This window comes from Parasegetibacter sp. NRK P23, assembly GCF_023721715.1.
Classification (GTDB): domain Bacteria; phylum Bacteroidota; class Bacteroidia; order Chitinophagales; family Chitinophagaceae; genus Parasegetibacter.
In genome coordinates, this window is the sequence record NZ_JAMDLG010000001.1 from 3,296,413 (window position 1) to 3,309,721 (window position 13,309).

Genomic DNA, 13,309 nt, shown 5'->3' on the forward strand with positions numbered 1-13,309 from the left:
TCAACACAGATGAGTAAAAAAATCGCCATATGCGGCGCGGGCACAATGGGTAGCGGAATTGCACTCGTTTGTGCCCGTGCCGGTTTTGATACCCTGCTGTTCGACCTGCAGGCCGGAGCACTTGCCAAAGCGGAAACCGCAAACAAGCTGTTCCTGGAACAACAGCTGAACAAAGGAAGAATAGATGCGGCCACCATGAACGCTACACTGGAAAAGCTGGCTTATTCAGCTGATCCCAACGAAGTGAGGGCAGATATCATCATAGAAGCGATCGTGGAGCAAATGCCCGCTAAAATTGCATTGTTCTCCCAACTGGCCGCGCAGAACAGCGATGGTGCCATCTTCGCCAGCAATACTTCCTCGTTGTCGGTATCCACATTGGCTTCAGCCCTGCCACACCCTGAACGGGTGGCCGGATTGCATTTCTTCAATCCCGCGCCACTCATGAAACTGGTGGAAGTGGTAAAAGGTAATGCTACTTCAGAAGCTGTGATGGAAACCCTGGTCACTTTCACGCAACAACTCGGTAAAACACCCGTGGTTTGTAAAGACGCGCCCGGTTTTATCGTGAACCGCGTGGCAAGGCATTATTACCTGGAAGCCTTGCGCATCGCGGAACAAACCAACACTTCCTTTGAAACGATAGACGCCGCATTGGAAAACGCCGGTTTCAAAATGGGTCCCTTCCGGCTGATGGACATGATCGGTAACGACGTGAACTTCGCCGTTACCACTTCTCTTTATGAAGCGTGTGGCAACGCCCCGCGTTTTCAGCCTTCTCCCATACAGGCGGAGAAAGTAAGGAACAATGAACTGGGTCGGAAGACGGGTAAGGGCTACTATGCGTATTAAATTTGAATTTCAACATTCATCATTCAAAATTCCCCCATGATATTCGTTACAGGAGGCACAGGTTTGGTAGGATCACATCTGCTGGCGGCATTATCGGCGCAGGGTAAACAAGTGAAAGCGTTGTACCGCAAAGAACTTCCTGCTGCCTTACCGGGCATTGACTGGGTGCAGGGCGATATCATGGACATTCAACGGTTAGAGGAGCTGCTGGAAGGTGTGGAGGAAGTGTACCATTGCGCGGCCATCGTTTCTTTTCAGAAAGAAGAAAGAAAACAACTCCTGCGTTACAATGTGGAGGGCACAGCGAATGTGGTGAACGCCTGTATCGAAAAAGGTGTACGCAAACTTGTATTCGTAAGTTCCGTGGCGGCCCTGGGTCGGTTACGGGAAGGACAGGTGATCAACGAGACCATGCAATGGAGCGAGGCCACCAGCAACTCCGTTTACGGGAAGAGCAAGTTCCTCGCAGAGATGGAAGTATGGCGCGGCATGGGTGAAGGCTTGCAGGTGGCCGTGGTGAACCCGGTAATTATCCTTGGGGAAGGCGACTGGGGTAAAAGTTCTTCCGCGATCTTTAAAACCGTGTACAACGAATTTCCCTGGTATACCGAGGGTACCACCGGCTTCGTGGATGTGAAAGATGTGGTGAAAGCCATGATGCTGTTGATGGAAAGTGATATCTCCGGAAGAAGGTTCATCCTCAGCGGAAAAGTGGACACGTACCGCAATGTATTTTCCGCCATCGCGAAAGGCATGAATAAGAAACCACCACACAAAAAGGTTACGCCAATACTTGCTAAAGTTGTATGGCGACTGGAAGCGGTGAAAGCATGGTTTACCGGTAAAACGCCACTGGTAACAAAAGAAACCACCCGCACGGCTATGGCGAAGGTCTCTTTTGATAACAGCAGGTCTCTGAAAGAAATTCCGGGATTCTCTTACACGGATTTTGACGAAAGCATCGGGCGCATCGCGCGTTACTACGCTACTTCAGTTTCTCCCACATAGCTGGGATGCGTTTGATCCAAACCAGTTCACGTTTTTTCATACCGGCTTCTTCAGCAGGATATCCGAAATAGGTTTTTCCTCCGGCTAAACTGGAAGGAATACCACTTTGCGCGAGCACTACGGCATTGTCGCCGATCTCCAGTGTTTTACTTACGCCAACCTGTCCCCATAAAATAACGCCGTTACCAATGGTTGCGGCTCCCGCGATACCTACTTGCGCGGCGAACAAACAATTCTCTCCCACCACAGTATCGTGGCCAATATGTACCTGGTTGTCGATCTTGGTGCCGCGACCAATCACAGTATCATGTGTAACACCCCGGTCGATGGTGCAGCCCGCGCCTATTTCCACGAAGTCGGCGATGACTACGCGCCCGCAACTTTCCATGCGGCGGTACCATACTTCGCGGTCCTTTTTCGTATTGTAGTAAAACGCATCGGAGCCGATCACGGTGCCGGATTGCACCACTACATTATCACCCAGTACACAATAGTCGCGGATCACCACACCGGGGTGCAATACGCAATTTTTTCCGATGGTGACATGGTGCCCGAGGAACACACCGGGATATACGATGGAACCTTCGCCTACCACCGCGGTATCGCTGATGGAAGATGCCTGCGGTACATAAGGACGAAAGTGTTGAACGATCTTCAGGTACGCTTCAAAAGGTTGTTCAACGATCAGCAACGATTTGCCTTCGGGAACATCGGTGCGCTGGTTGATGATGATATGTGAAGCGGGTGATTGAATACATTTTTCATAGTACTTCGGATGGTCCACAAATACAAGATCACCTTCTTCTACTTTGTGGATCTCGTTAATACCGGAAGCCATTCCGTTTGTATTACCGATCAGTTCCGCGCCGAGAAATTCAGCGAGCCATTGAACGGAAACGGGTGCGGGAAATTTCATGGTGATGATTTAGTTGAAGCATCAAAAGTAAAAACTTGTTTCCATTTCCAATTTCATGCTTCCATTTTCCACATACATATAAAAAATGTGAATAAAATTTTTGACCTTTTTGTTCTACTATGAAAAAAATATTTTTAATATTGTGTCGGGAATGAAAGTTCCCGGTACTTACTAACCCATCTTGATAATAAAGCCTGGTTTTTTAACCGGGCTTTTTTCATGCCCTCCACTTCAAACACGTATCTTCGCAAAGCCTTTATTCATCAATGTTTCAAGCCATTCATTCCTAACGCGCACCGTTCTTCCATGCAAAGCATACACCGTTATTTTATCGTTTACAAGCCGTTCCAGGTACTAACACAGTTTACTGCCGCTGATGGGAAATCATGTCTGAAAGATCATTTCCAGGTTCCAAAAGATGTTTATCCGGTGGGAAGATTGGATTATGATAGTGAAGGTTTGCTTATCCTTACCAACGATGCTTCGCTCAACGAAAGATTACTGCATCCGAAGCACCGGCATGAACGTACCTATTACGTGCAGGTGGAAGGTAATTTTACGGAAGAAGCGAAGCGGCAACTGGAAAAAGGTGTGTCCATTTCAATCAATGGGAAGCCGCACCAAACACTTCCCGCGCGGGTAAAGTTATTCGATGCGCCGCCACCACTTCCGGAACGCAACCCGCCGATCCGTTTCAGAAAAAATGTTCCTGATAGCTGGATCGCGGTTACACTCAAAGAAGGAAAGAACAGGCAGGTGAGAAAGATGACCGCCGCGGTTGGTTTCCCCACTTTAAGGTTGGTGCGGTTCAGTATCGGAAAGCTGACGTTAGACAACATGCAGCCCGGTGAACTGGTGGAGATGAACCAGAAGGAATTGTATGATCTGTTGTTTGAAGGGAAGGCCGGTAAAAGAAAATAAACTACTTTACAGCGAAAATTACGAGAACTATGCTCAAATCTATGACAGGCTTCGGAAGGGCGGAGCAATCCGTGGGAGATAAAACATTCCTGGTCGACATCAAATCGCTGAACGGAAAACAATTCGATGTTCAGCTTAAAATGCCCGCCTTCCTGAAACCCTTCGAATTTGAGATACGCAACGTGCTTTCCACCCGGCTCGGCAGGGGCAGCATCGATTGTACCATCAGCCTGAAACAAACCGGCAGCGCAAAGCCCGTTACCATCAATACCGACCTCGCCAAAGCCTATTACCAGCCCGTGGCCGCTTTGTGCGCGGAACTGAATCTCGATCCTTCCAATATCCTCAGCACACTGCTGAAGTTGCCCGAAGTGATCACACCTACCGGCGATACGCTTACGCCCGAAGAATGGGAAAGCTTCCGCAACATCATCCTCTCCGCTATCGACGACCTGAACAACCATCGCCTGGAAGAAGGTAAATCTTTGGAAGAAGACCTGCGCCTGCGCATCTCCAATATCGAAAAGCAGCAACAGGAAGTAATACTGCTGGAACCCCGTCGCCAGACCCGGATCCGCGAAGGACTGGTGAAGCTGCTCGAAGACCAGGTAGGCAAGGAGAACTACGATCAGAACCGCCTGGAGCAGGAACTGATCTTCTACATCGAAAAGATTGACATCAGCGAAGAGAACGTGCGCCTCCGCAACCACTGCGATTACTTCAAACAAATCCTGGATGAGCCCGAAGAATCCAAAGGAAAAAAACTCTCCTTCATTCTCCAGGAAATTGGTCGTGAGATCAATACCACCGGTTCCAAAGCCTACGATTCCTCCATCCAGAAATGTGTGGTGATGATGAAGGATGAACTCGAGAAAGCCAAGGAACAAGTGTTGAACGTTTTATAATACCTTTACGAAAAGCGCATCCCTTGAAACGTTTCTTCCCCATAACCTTCCTGTTGGCGGTCATTTTTTCCGCCTGCACCACCATCGGCGCCTACGAGAACAACGTGGCCATTCCCGAACACCAATGGAGCAGTTCGTTCAAACCTGAATTGAACTTCAACATTACGGATACAGCCGCGTTCTACAATGTATTCATCGTGGTAAGGCATATGAACGCTTATGAGTTCAACAACCTCTGGATCGAACTCCAAAGGAACAATGGTGCCGATAGTCTGCCGCCGCAACGCCTCAACCTTACCCTCGCCGATAACGAAGGGTGGAACGGCTCCGGCATGGACGATATCTTCGAGCACCGCCTGCCCATTACGCCCGAAGGCGGCATCAAACTGAAAGCCGGCAACCACCGCTTCAGGATCGGACATATTATGCGGAAAGATCCATTGCCTTACATCATGAACATAGGGGTGCGCATTGAAAAAGTAACGCCATAAGCCCACAACAATATGCTGACCGATCACAACAGGAAAAAATTGCGCACCATTACAAGGGTGTACTGGTTCCTGCTGATCTATATCATTACCGCACTGGTGTGGTGGTTCATTTCCCTGATGCTGCAGACCGCTGAAATGCGCCGCTTCCAGGTAACGCAACTGAACGCGACCATCGACAGTACGGCCGTTCCCGAAATATACCGGCGCGAACTGGCGCAGATCCATTCACTCGAACGGCGCAGCCGGGCCAAATACATCGGCGAAGGGGTTACTTTTCTGGGCATCATCATCCTCGGCTCCGGTTTCGTATACAGGGCCATGCGCCGCCAGATCAGGTTCCAGCAGCAACAGCAACATTTTATGATGGCCGTTACGCATGAATTGAAAACGCCCATCGCCATTACCAGGCTGAACCTGGAAACGATGATTAAGCACCGCCTGGATGAACAGAAACAACAGAAACTGCTCCAGAACACGCTCCAGGAAAACGAAAGGCTGAACACACTTACCAATAACATTCTTATATCGTCTCAACTGGAAGGGGGCGGTTACCGCTTCAGCAGGGAACAGGTGCCTTTCTCCGAGCTGCTCGCGCATACCATGAAAGAATTCGCGAACAGGTTCCAGGGGCGGCAATTCAGTTCCGATATCGCCCCGGATTGTATCCTTCATGGCGATTCCATGCTGTTGCAGTTGCTGATCTCCAATCTCGTGGAGAACGCGGTGAAATACTCCCCCAAAACATCGGTGGTTGAGGTACAACTGGAACGGGTAAAAAACGGGTGGAACTTCTCCGTGAAAGATGAAGGGGTGGGCATAGCCGAAGAAGAAAAGGATAAGGTATTTGAGAAATTCTACCGGGTGGGCAATGAGAACACGCGCACCACAAAAGGCACGGGCTTGGGGCTTTTCCTTTGCAGAAAGATCGCTGCCGACCACGGGGCCACTATTTCCATTACCGCCAATCAACCGGCAGGCAGTATATTTACGGTGAACTTTCAAGTGTAAAAAACATGGCACGTCCCAATTATAAAGCATCGGTATTGTTGGTGGAAGATGAAGAACACCTGCACGAAACGCTTCGCCTTAACCTCGAACTGGAAGGCTATGAAGTAACTTCCGCCTACGATGGGTCGCAGGCCATGAAGTCGATCCAGCAGGAATATTTCGATGTGATCGTGCTCGACATCATGCTGCCCGAAATGGATGGGATCAGCGTTACGGAAAGTGTACGCCTGCAGAACAACGACGTGCCCATCCTCATCCTCAGCGCGAAAAATACCCCCGCCGATAAAATCACCGGTCTGAAAAAAGGCGCCGATGATTACCTCACCAAGCCCTTCAACCTTGAAGAACTGCTCCTCCGCGTGGACAAACTCATCAGCAAAAACAAGCGCATCCAGGACCGCGAAACAGTAGGGGATACCTACACTTTCGGTTCCAATAAAGTAGACTTCAAGGCCCAGGAAGCCACCATCAAAGATGGTTCCGTGATCTCACTCAGCAAGAAGGAAGCCATGCTCCTCAAACTGCTCGTGGAAAATAAAAACGAAGTGGTGACACGTGAAAAAATCCTGCAAACGGTATGGGGTTATAACGTATACCCCACCACCCGAACGATCGATAATTTCATTCTTAACTTCAGAAAGTATTTCGAAGAAGATACCCGCAATCCCCGTTATTTCCACTCCGTAAGAGGTGTCGGTTATAAGTACACTGAATAGTAAGCAAATAACGGTCTTCAACAAAACAAACAGGCCTTAAAGTACAGCCTCTCTTTGCGTCCTTGTACCTTTGCGTCCTTGCGTGAAAAGCAAGAAGAAAACAAACAGCCCCGAAACACCTCATCACTTAGCGCCTGCGAGGTATGAAGCAGCGTGCCTTTGCGAGATACAATTAATGCGAGCTACTACAGCTTTTCCGACAACACCCTAACCAGTTCCTTTGAACTCGCCAGCATCAACTGCATGTCCGATGCCGAATGTACCGGTGTATAAAGCGCCATTTCGCAATCGCTGAGGATACCTGTTGCCGTGGCCGTTTCTTCAGAGCCCACACCTGCGGCAGTAAGCTTTTGCACCAAAGTCCTCTTGTTGCGTTCACTGCCTGTTAGGGATAATTTTTGTGAGAAGAACTGCCATACCTGGTTGCCCATGGCCTGGTAAAAACCTTTGCTGTCGCCGGAGGAAATCATTTCTTCCAAAGGTGTCCAGTTGATGGAAGTGTCGTGTGGTACAATTGGTGTTGCCGTTGGTTGCGGTGCTGGTATGAGTGAGGGTTCGGGCGCGACAGGAGCAGCAGTTGCTTTTTTGACCTGCACAACTGGTGCAGCTTTTCTTTTATTGTTCCAGGCGTAATAACCGAGCACAAGCACGAGAAGGAGGGCTGCGCCCATCAGTAGCTTAATGATGGTACTACTGTCAATATTGCTTTCGGTTGGAATGCCGCTCACAGCTTTTTTCCCATAATCTGGACCCATGGCTACATCTACGCCCAGCGCTGCGGTTTCTGCGGTAACATATTTTTTGCTTTTGGGGTCGAAGTAAGCGAACTGAACGGGTGGTATGGTAAAGCGTCCGGTATCGGAAGGTGTGAAAACATATTTGAACCGTTTGGTTCCTGCAATGGGGGCTTCCTGCTTATTGATGTTTTCTTCCGCAGATGGATCGAATGCGTCGAAAGAAGCTGGCCAGTTCACTACCGGAGCGGTGATCATGGGAAAATTGCCCGCGCCTTCCAGGGTGAGCACCAGTGTGCCAGATCTTCCTGTTGCAATGCCATCTGCTTCCAGCGCTGCTTTCAATGTAAACTGTCCCACGGCTCCGTTAAAAGTGGCTGGCTTATGCTCTTCCGGCAACGGAAGCACATTCACCTCCATGGGCTTGCTGCTCAGCGTGAGGGTATGTTCTTCCGCTTCACCCATGGGTACATCGTTGAAGAATTCCCGTACCAGGTCGTCCATAGTTCTTCCTGGTTTTTGCTGTTCTGTGTTTTGATAGAAGAGTACTTTGTTCTCCACTTCTACAGGTTCCAGTGTTACCTTGCCAGGCTGTAACGGATAAAGCTGTGTTTTGCGGATATAATAAACATTGTAGTCTTTCCCGTTCAGTGTTTCCGTTCTGGCGTGGGACGATTCCGGGTCCACCATATCATACACGCTAAAGCCGTTCAACGACGGGCGTTTGGTCACTTTCGACTCCGACTGGAGTCTTGTATACAATTTGTACGTAGCTACAATGGGTTCTCCCACATAACACTGGCTCCTGTCGATATCTGCCTTCACGAAGAGGTTCCCGCGGATCTTGTCCACCGCGTTCTCTCCGGGTTTAAGATAAAGTTCTTTGCTGTTGGGCCTTACATCATCCCAGGAAGGGCGCGGGGTGGGCACCACAGCGGTAACGGGTGGTCTCCCGGTACTGCCCGCGAATACTTCTACCTCAATGTTCTGTGATTTTATCTTCTTCCCGCCAATAACGGCATACGTACCCGGGATGGTGAACTTACCCGTCTTTTTTGCCTGGATAATATAGGCCACGAAAACATACTGAGACACCTTCCCGTTCATGATGCTGGTGGATTGTCCCTGAGAGGGACCCTGCAATACGGTGAAGCCGTTGAATTCCGGCTCCTGAAAGCTGCTGATGGATTCAGCGTTCTCAATAATGTATTCTACCCGGAAAGGGTCTTCCTTGCCGACTTTCTTGCTTTGGACCCTTGTTTCAAATTTCACCTGGGCCGTGGTTGCGAACGAACACAGCAGGGTGCACAGGACCAGTAAAGAACGGTAGTGTAATATTGCTCCGATAACGATAGGTTTTACAGTCTTCATTGCACACGGTATCAGCATACGCCTCGTACAAAGATAAATTTCACGCATGGGCGGCATCGGTTAAAAATGCGTTAAAACCTTGATCACAGATCCCCGAGTTGGGGCCTTAGTACAATTTCTTCCACACAGGCCTGCGGGGAGAGGGCCGCGGCGGCTACCATCATCTGCGCGATGTCGGCGGCTTCCATGATGCGTTGGGGGTTAATACCCGATCCTTCCCAGGATGCCGTGAAAGCTGCGCCGGGTATCACATGGGTCACTTTTATGCCATACGGTTTCATTTCTTCCCGGAGATTTTTGGAGAAACCCAGTAAAGCGAACTTGGAAATACTGTATGCCCCGCCGTTGCTGTATGCGTTGAGGGAAGCGATAGAACACATATTGAAGATGTGTCCGCTGCCCCTTTGCATCATATCGCCAATCAGGGCCCGGGTTAAATGGTATGCGCTGAAGAGGTTCACGTTCAGCATAGTCTCTAATGTATCTTCCGGTTCGTTGTGGACGCTTCCTGGCAGAAAAACACCCGCGTTGTTCACGAGAATATCTGGTACAATCCCTGTTTCTTTCACCCATGCAGCCAGTCCGGTTACACCGTCTTTTGTGCCGAGGTCAAAATGTTTTCCCCTGATCTCGTTGTTGGGAAATTTTGTAATCAGCGTTTCCATGGCCTTGTACAGCGCCAGGTCTGACCGGGAACTGAGGAGCAGGTTGTAACCTTGTTTTGCGAATGCTTCTGCGATGGCGTAACCGAATCCTTTGGAAGCGCCGGTAATAAGTATGGTGGGAGTTTGGGACATAGTTGTGATTGAGGGGATTTTAGAATTGGGCTGCTATAACATCCCAACGAACGGTTGAGAGTCTTTGTTTGATTTTTTGTAGTGTTTGCAATATATCTTCTGCCTCTGGAAAATCATTCCCAAACACCATTGCCCTGAACTGGTGGTCATATACAGCCCGCATATATTCCCAGGGAATAGCCGGTTCTTTAAAAATAAGGGACTCATTCGGATGAAACCTGAGCCATTGGTGGTTAGTTTTGTAACTTACCATATCATCATGCCCTACTTTGATTAACATCTCGTTGAAGTCTTCCGAATTAAAATAATTCAAAAATTCAGTTACCTGCAATAATTGGTGAAGGTCGTAAGCATGTCTTACTTTAAGCTTTAAATCTTCCAAAGGCTGCGTTCCGTAAGAAAAGCGAACCAAACTCATGATCTTTTCGCAAATTGTTCTTGTAGGTAGCAGAACCTTTCCCATAAAAGGAAACAGGTCATATTCTTTAATAAGTTCATGCTGCCCACCTCTTACCATCATTTCATACACAAAAGAAGTTATTGGCATTTCTGCATAGGGCTCAAAATAGCCGAGCCACGTAGCTTCAATAATAATCTTATCCCGCACATGTCCATAATCGCCAGCGAACTTCTTTTTATATTCGTGAGCGGTTTTTCTATTCATCCCCATCTTTACAGTTACATTGGGCAGATCGACTTCGGGAAGTACATTGGAAACAGCATCTCCAATCATTTTTATTTTCGCGTTCAGCCTGTTGTTTGATTCGCCCTCTCTCCGCAATACTACCAGATCAATATCTTCTGAAAACCGCTTGATTGCACCAAAACATTTCAGCAATGAAGTGCCGCCTTTGAAAACCGCATCATCACCTATTTTACTTTTGAATATAGAAAATAGCGCAAATGTTACCCAATAGTCTTTCTCAATAAATATTTCAGGAATACCTATGTCCTGTGCTGTGAACTGTATCGCCTGTCTGAATAGTTCTTCATTTTCATGTAGCTTCATTTGAAATACCAGTTTTCAGCATTTGGAATTATCGAGGAAATACCGGGCATCTTATATTTTGTTACCGGGTTGAGGGTTTGATGTAGTTTCTTTGCCAAAGCATCTTTTCCTGCCTGCTCAAACATGGCTCCGGCCAATGCACGGGTGGCCGCCGGGTATTTGAGCAACAACGCTGCCATTTTTTTTTGGTCCGAATCTGATAAATCATTTACAATAGTGTTGAGCCGGACAATAGAAGACAGCACCGGAACGTCTGGTATTTCCCTGATATACCTGATGGCATCGAGAATTTGAAGTAATGGTATATGTTCTGTAGTAATTTCATTTTTCTGCCGGACAAATGAGATCGTGTATCGGTCCCGTTTTAATTTTGAACGAACATCGTTTTTGCCTATTTGAATGGTGTTACTAACCTGAGTTGTTAGTCCCAGCTTATTATAGATTGAATATCCTGTGAGATAACCTGTTACCTTGCCACCATCTTCCAGCAGGTCCTTTACCACCTGGTACAAATCAGGCCCCAGCTTACCAAACACAGTATGTTCTGCTTTGTAATATCTGCCTTTTGCAAGCTTTGACAATTTACCGGCTTCCACCATTCTGTTGAGCGCCTTTATGGTTGCCTCACGCTGGTCCGGCTCCTTTAAAAAGGTTGAGTAAGAAAACACCTGGCCAGGAGGTAGCTTCTCAATTTGCTTCGATATGAACGCTGTTGTACTCATCTAAGTTGAGTACAAATATAAACTAAATGTCCAGTTTTTTAATGAAAAAACTGGACATTTTAGAAAGAATTTTGTTTCTATTCTAAGATCCCTACCTATCTTTGCGCATGAAATACTCCCATCTTTTCTTTGACCTCGACCACACCCTCTGGGACTTCGAAGCCAATTCACGCCTCACTTTGCAGGAGCTCTTCCTTCAACTTGATCTTCCGGCAAAAGGCATAAAAGATTTTGACTCCTTCCACCAAAAATACCTCTACCACAACGACCGCCTCTGGGAAAGATACCGCAAGGGATTTGTGAAACAGGATGAACTCCGCTGGAAAAGAATGTGGCTCACCCTGCTCGATTTTAAGATCGGAGACGAAAAACTCGCCCGCGAAATGGCCCGCCTTTTTCTCGCGGGATTACCCACACGAAACCTGCTTTTCCCCGGAACCCTGGAACTGCTCGATTACCTGCGTTCCAAAAATTACCAACTGCACCTCATCACCAACGGGTTCGAAGACGTGCAACACAGCAAACTAAAGTATTCCGGGTTATCCCCTTATTTCGGGGAAGTGATTACTTCTGAAGGTTCCAACAGCCTCAAGCCCAACAAAGAGATTTTCGATTTCGCTTTCAGGAAAACAGGCGCCGTTCCCGAAAAAAGCATCATGATAGGAGATAGTATAGAAGCTGATATGGAAGGTGCGAAGAATGCCGGTATCGATCATATATTCGTGAACCACATGGCGGTGAAAACCGATTTCAGGGCCACGCATACGGTGTATTCCCTGCCTGAACTGCACACGATTTTTTAACCGGCTCATCCCCCCGAAAAAGACTAATTTTGCCCGGTTCAAAAAACGATAAAGAAAATGAGTAAAGGACCCGTTTCACAGTTTATCACGCACCATTACCGCCATTTTAACGCCGCTGCCCTGGTAGATGCCGCCAAAGGATATGAGACCCATCTCCTTGAAAACGGTAAAATGCTGGTATCCCTGGCAGGCGCCATGAGTACCGCAGAACTGGGCGTTTCCCTCGCGGAGATGATCCGTCAGGATAAGATTCATATCATCAGTTGCACAGGCGCCAACCTGGAAGAAGACGTGATGAACCTGGTGGCCCACTCCCACTATAAGCGCATCCCCAACTACCGCGATCTTACACCCCAGGAAGAATGGGACCTGCTGGAGAACCACTATAACCGCGTAACCGATACCTGCATCCCCGAAGAAGAAGCTTTCCGCCGCCTCCAGAAACACCTGGTGAAGCAATGGAAAGACGCGGAAGCCAACGGCGAAAGGTTCTTCCCGCACGAGTTCCTGTACAAAACAGTATTGAGCGGAGAACTGGAACAATATTATGAGATCGACCCCAAAGACAGCTGGATCGTGGCCGCAGCAGAAAAGAACCTGCCCATCGTGGTGCCGGGCTGGGAAGACAGTACCACCGGTAACATCTTCGCCAGTTACGTGATCAAAGGGGAACTGAAGGCCGATACGGTGAAAAGCGGTATCGAATACATGGTGTGGCTGGCCGACTGGTACCGCCAGAATTCCGAAGGAAAAGGCGTGGGCTTCTTCCAGATCGGTGGCGGCATCGCCGGGGATTTCCCCATCTGTGTGGTACCCATGATGTACCAGGACCTGGAATGGCACGATGTTCCTTTCTGGAGCTACTTCTGCCAGATATCAGATTCCACCACATCTTATGGTTCCTACTCCGGTGCCGTGCCCAACGAAAAAATCACCTGGGGTAAACTGGATATCCATACGCCCAAGTACATCGTGGAAAGTGATGCCACCATTGTGGCTCCGTTGATTTTCGCTTATCTGTTAGGTTGGTAGGAAGCTATTGTGCTACAAATAATA

At 48.3% G+C, this 13,309-nt stretch carries 14 protein-coding genes; 9 read left to right on the top strand and 5 right to left on the bottom strand.

Features of this window, described 5'->3' with window-relative positions:
- Positions 1-9 precede the first annotated feature (9 nt).
- Entirely contained in the window at positions 10-852 is an 843-nt protein-coding gene (locus tag M4J38_RS13300; protein ID WP_251760099.1) for a 3-hydroxyacyl-CoA dehydrogenase family protein, read from the top strand.
- Between the two features lie 36 nt (positions 853-888).
- Complete coding sequence (locus M4J38_RS13305; RefSeq protein WP_251760100.1) at positions 889-1,860, top strand: NAD-dependent epimerase/dehydratase family protein; 972 nt, start codon at positions 889-891, stop codon at positions 1,858-1,860.
- On the opposite strand, the gene M4J38_RS13310 is transcribed toward M4J38_RS13305, so the two are convergent.
- Positions 1,838-2,776, bottom strand: coding sequence for a UDP-3-O-(3-hydroxymyristoyl)glucosamine N-acyltransferase (locus tag M4J38_RS13310; RefSeq protein WP_251760101.1), 939 nt, complete (start codon positions 2,774-2,776; stop codon positions 1,838-1,840). The genes M4J38_RS13305 and M4J38_RS13310 overlap by 23 nt on opposite strands.
- A 306-nt stretch (positions 2,777-3,082) precedes the next feature.
- Here M4J38_RS13310 and M4J38_RS13315 point away from each other — a divergent pair, with 306 nt between their 5' ends.
- From M4J38_RS13315 to M4J38_RS13335, 5 genes are read left to right on the top strand one after another with little or no spacing between them, the layout of a single operon-like run.
- Complete coding sequence (locus M4J38_RS13315; RefSeq protein ID WP_251760102.1) at positions 3,083-3,697, top strand: pseudouridine synthase; 615 nt, start codon at positions 3,083-3,085, stop codon at positions 3,695-3,697.
- Between the two features lie 29 nt (positions 3,698-3,726).
- On the top strand, positions 3,727-4,602 hold the full coding sequence (locus tag M4J38_RS13320) for a YicC/YloC family endoribonuclease (RefSeq protein ID WP_251760103.1): 876 nt from the start codon (positions 3,727-3,729) through the stop codon (positions 4,600-4,602).
- A 23-nt stretch (positions 4,603-4,625) separates the two neighbouring features.
- A complete protein-coding gene (locus M4J38_RS13325) occupies positions 4,626-5,093 on the top strand; it encodes a gliding motility lipoprotein GldH (RefSeq protein WP_251760104.1) in 468 nt (155 codons plus the stop codon).
- Positions 5,094-5,105: 12 nt separating this feature from the next.
- The gene (locus tag M4J38_RS13330; protein WP_251760105.1) at positions 5,106-6,101 is read left to right on the top strand and encodes a sensor histidine kinase KdpD; all 996 of its coding nucleotides are present in this window, start codon (positions 5,106-5,108) and stop codon (positions 6,099-6,101) included.
- A 5-nt stretch (positions 6,102-6,106) separates the two neighbouring features.
- A complete protein-coding gene (locus tag M4J38_RS13335) occupies positions 6,107-6,817 on the top strand; it encodes a response regulator transcription factor (protein ID WP_251760106.1) in 711 nt (236 codons plus the stop codon).
- Between the two features lie 185 nt (positions 6,818-7,002).
- Here the strand turns inward: M4J38_RS13335 and M4J38_RS13340 are convergent, their stop codons facing one another.
- From M4J38_RS13340 to M4J38_RS13355, 4 genes are all read right to left on the bottom strand, one after another.
- Positions 7,003-8,922, bottom strand: coding sequence for a BatD family protein (locus M4J38_RS13340; protein ID WP_251760107.1), 1,920 nt, complete (start codon positions 8,920-8,922; stop codon positions 7,003-7,005).
- An 83-nt stretch (positions 8,923-9,005) separates the two neighbouring features.
- Positions 9,006-9,719, bottom strand: a complete 714-nt coding sequence (locus M4J38_RS13345) for an SDR family oxidoreductase (protein WP_251760108.1) — start codon at positions 9,717-9,719, stop codon at positions 9,006-9,008.
- Positions 9,720-9,738: 19 nt separating this feature from the next.
- The gene (locus tag M4J38_RS13350; protein ID WP_251760110.1) at positions 9,739-10,728 is read right to left on the bottom strand and encodes a nucleotidyl transferase AbiEii/AbiGii toxin family protein; all 990 of its coding nucleotides are present in this window, start codon (positions 10,726-10,728) and stop codon (positions 9,739-9,741) included.
- On the bottom strand, positions 10,725-11,450 hold the full coding sequence (locus tag M4J38_RS13355) for a DUF6088 family protein (RefSeq protein ID WP_251760111.1): 726 nt from the start codon (positions 11,448-11,450) through the stop codon (positions 10,725-10,727). The genes M4J38_RS13350 and M4J38_RS13355 overlap by 4 nt, the downstream gene beginning before the upstream one ends.
- 107 nt (positions 11,451-11,557) lie before the next feature.
- On the opposite strand from M4J38_RS13355, the gene M4J38_RS13360 reads away from it, so the two are divergent.
- Both M4J38_RS13360 and M4J38_RS13365 read left to right on the top strand, forming a co-directional pair.
- The gene (locus M4J38_RS13360; protein WP_251760112.1) at positions 11,558-12,253 is read left to right on the top strand and encodes a YjjG family noncanonical pyrimidine nucleotidase; all 696 of its coding nucleotides are present in this window, start codon (positions 11,558-11,560) and stop codon (positions 12,251-12,253) included.
- A 57-nt stretch (positions 12,254-12,310) separates the two neighbouring features.
- On the top strand, positions 12,311-13,285 hold the full coding sequence (locus tag M4J38_RS13365; RefSeq protein ID WP_251760113.1) for a deoxyhypusine synthase family protein: 975 nt from the start codon (positions 12,311-12,313) through the stop codon (positions 13,283-13,285).
- Positions 13,286-13,309: the final 24 nt, after the last annotated feature.

What these genes read in the sequence shown, in the direction of transcription:
- M4J38_RS13300 (WP_251760099.1), top strand. Translation starts at nt 10, where the DNA reads ATGAGTAAAAAAATCGCCATATGCGGCGCGGGCACAATGGGTAGCGGA.
- M4J38_RS13305 (WP_251760100.1), top strand. Translation starts at nt 889, where the DNA reads ATGATATTCGTTACAGGAGGCACAGGTTTGGTAGGATCACATCTGCTG.
- M4J38_RS13310 (WP_251760101.1), bottom strand. Translation starts at nt 2,776, where the DNA reads ATGAAATTTCCCGCACCCGTTTCCGTTCAATGGCTCGCTGAATTTCTC.
- M4J38_RS13315 (WP_251760102.1), top strand. Translation starts at nt 3,083, where the DNA reads ATGCAAAGCATACACCGTTATTTTATCGTTTACAAGCCGTTCCAGGTA.
- M4J38_RS13320 (WP_251760103.1), top strand. Translation starts at nt 3,727, where the DNA reads ATGCTCAAATCTATGACAGGCTTCGGAAGGGCGGAGCAATCCGTGGGA.
- M4J38_RS13330 (WP_251760105.1), top strand. Translation starts at nt 5,106, where the DNA reads ATGCTGACCGATCACAACAGGAAAAAATTGCGCACCATTACAAGGGTG.
- M4J38_RS13335 (WP_251760106.1), top strand. Translation starts at nt 6,107, where the DNA reads ATGGCACGTCCCAATTATAAAGCATCGGTATTGTTGGTGGAAGATGAA.
- M4J38_RS13340 (WP_251760107.1), bottom strand. Translation starts at nt 8,922, where the DNA reads ATGAAGACTGTAAAACCTATCGTTATCGGAGCAATATTACACTACCGT.
- M4J38_RS13345 (WP_251760108.1), bottom strand. Translation starts at nt 9,719, where the DNA reads ATGTCCCAAACTCCCACCATACTTATTACCGGCGCTTCCAAAGGATTC.
- M4J38_RS13350 (WP_251760110.1), bottom strand. Translation starts at nt 10,728, where the DNA reads ATGAAGCTACATGAAAATGAAGAACTATTCAGACAGGCGATACAGTTC.
- M4J38_RS13355 (WP_251760111.1), bottom strand. Translation starts at nt 11,450, where the DNA reads ATGAGTACAACAGCGTTCATATCGAAGCAAATTGAGAAGCTACCTCCT.
- M4J38_RS13360 (WP_251760112.1), top strand. Translation starts at nt 11,558, where the DNA reads ATGAAATACTCCCATCTTTTCTTTGACCTCGACCACACCCTCTGGGAC.
- M4J38_RS13365 (WP_251760113.1), top strand. Translation starts at nt 12,311, where the DNA reads ATGAGTAAAGGACCCGTTTCACAGTTTATCACGCACCATTACCGCCAT.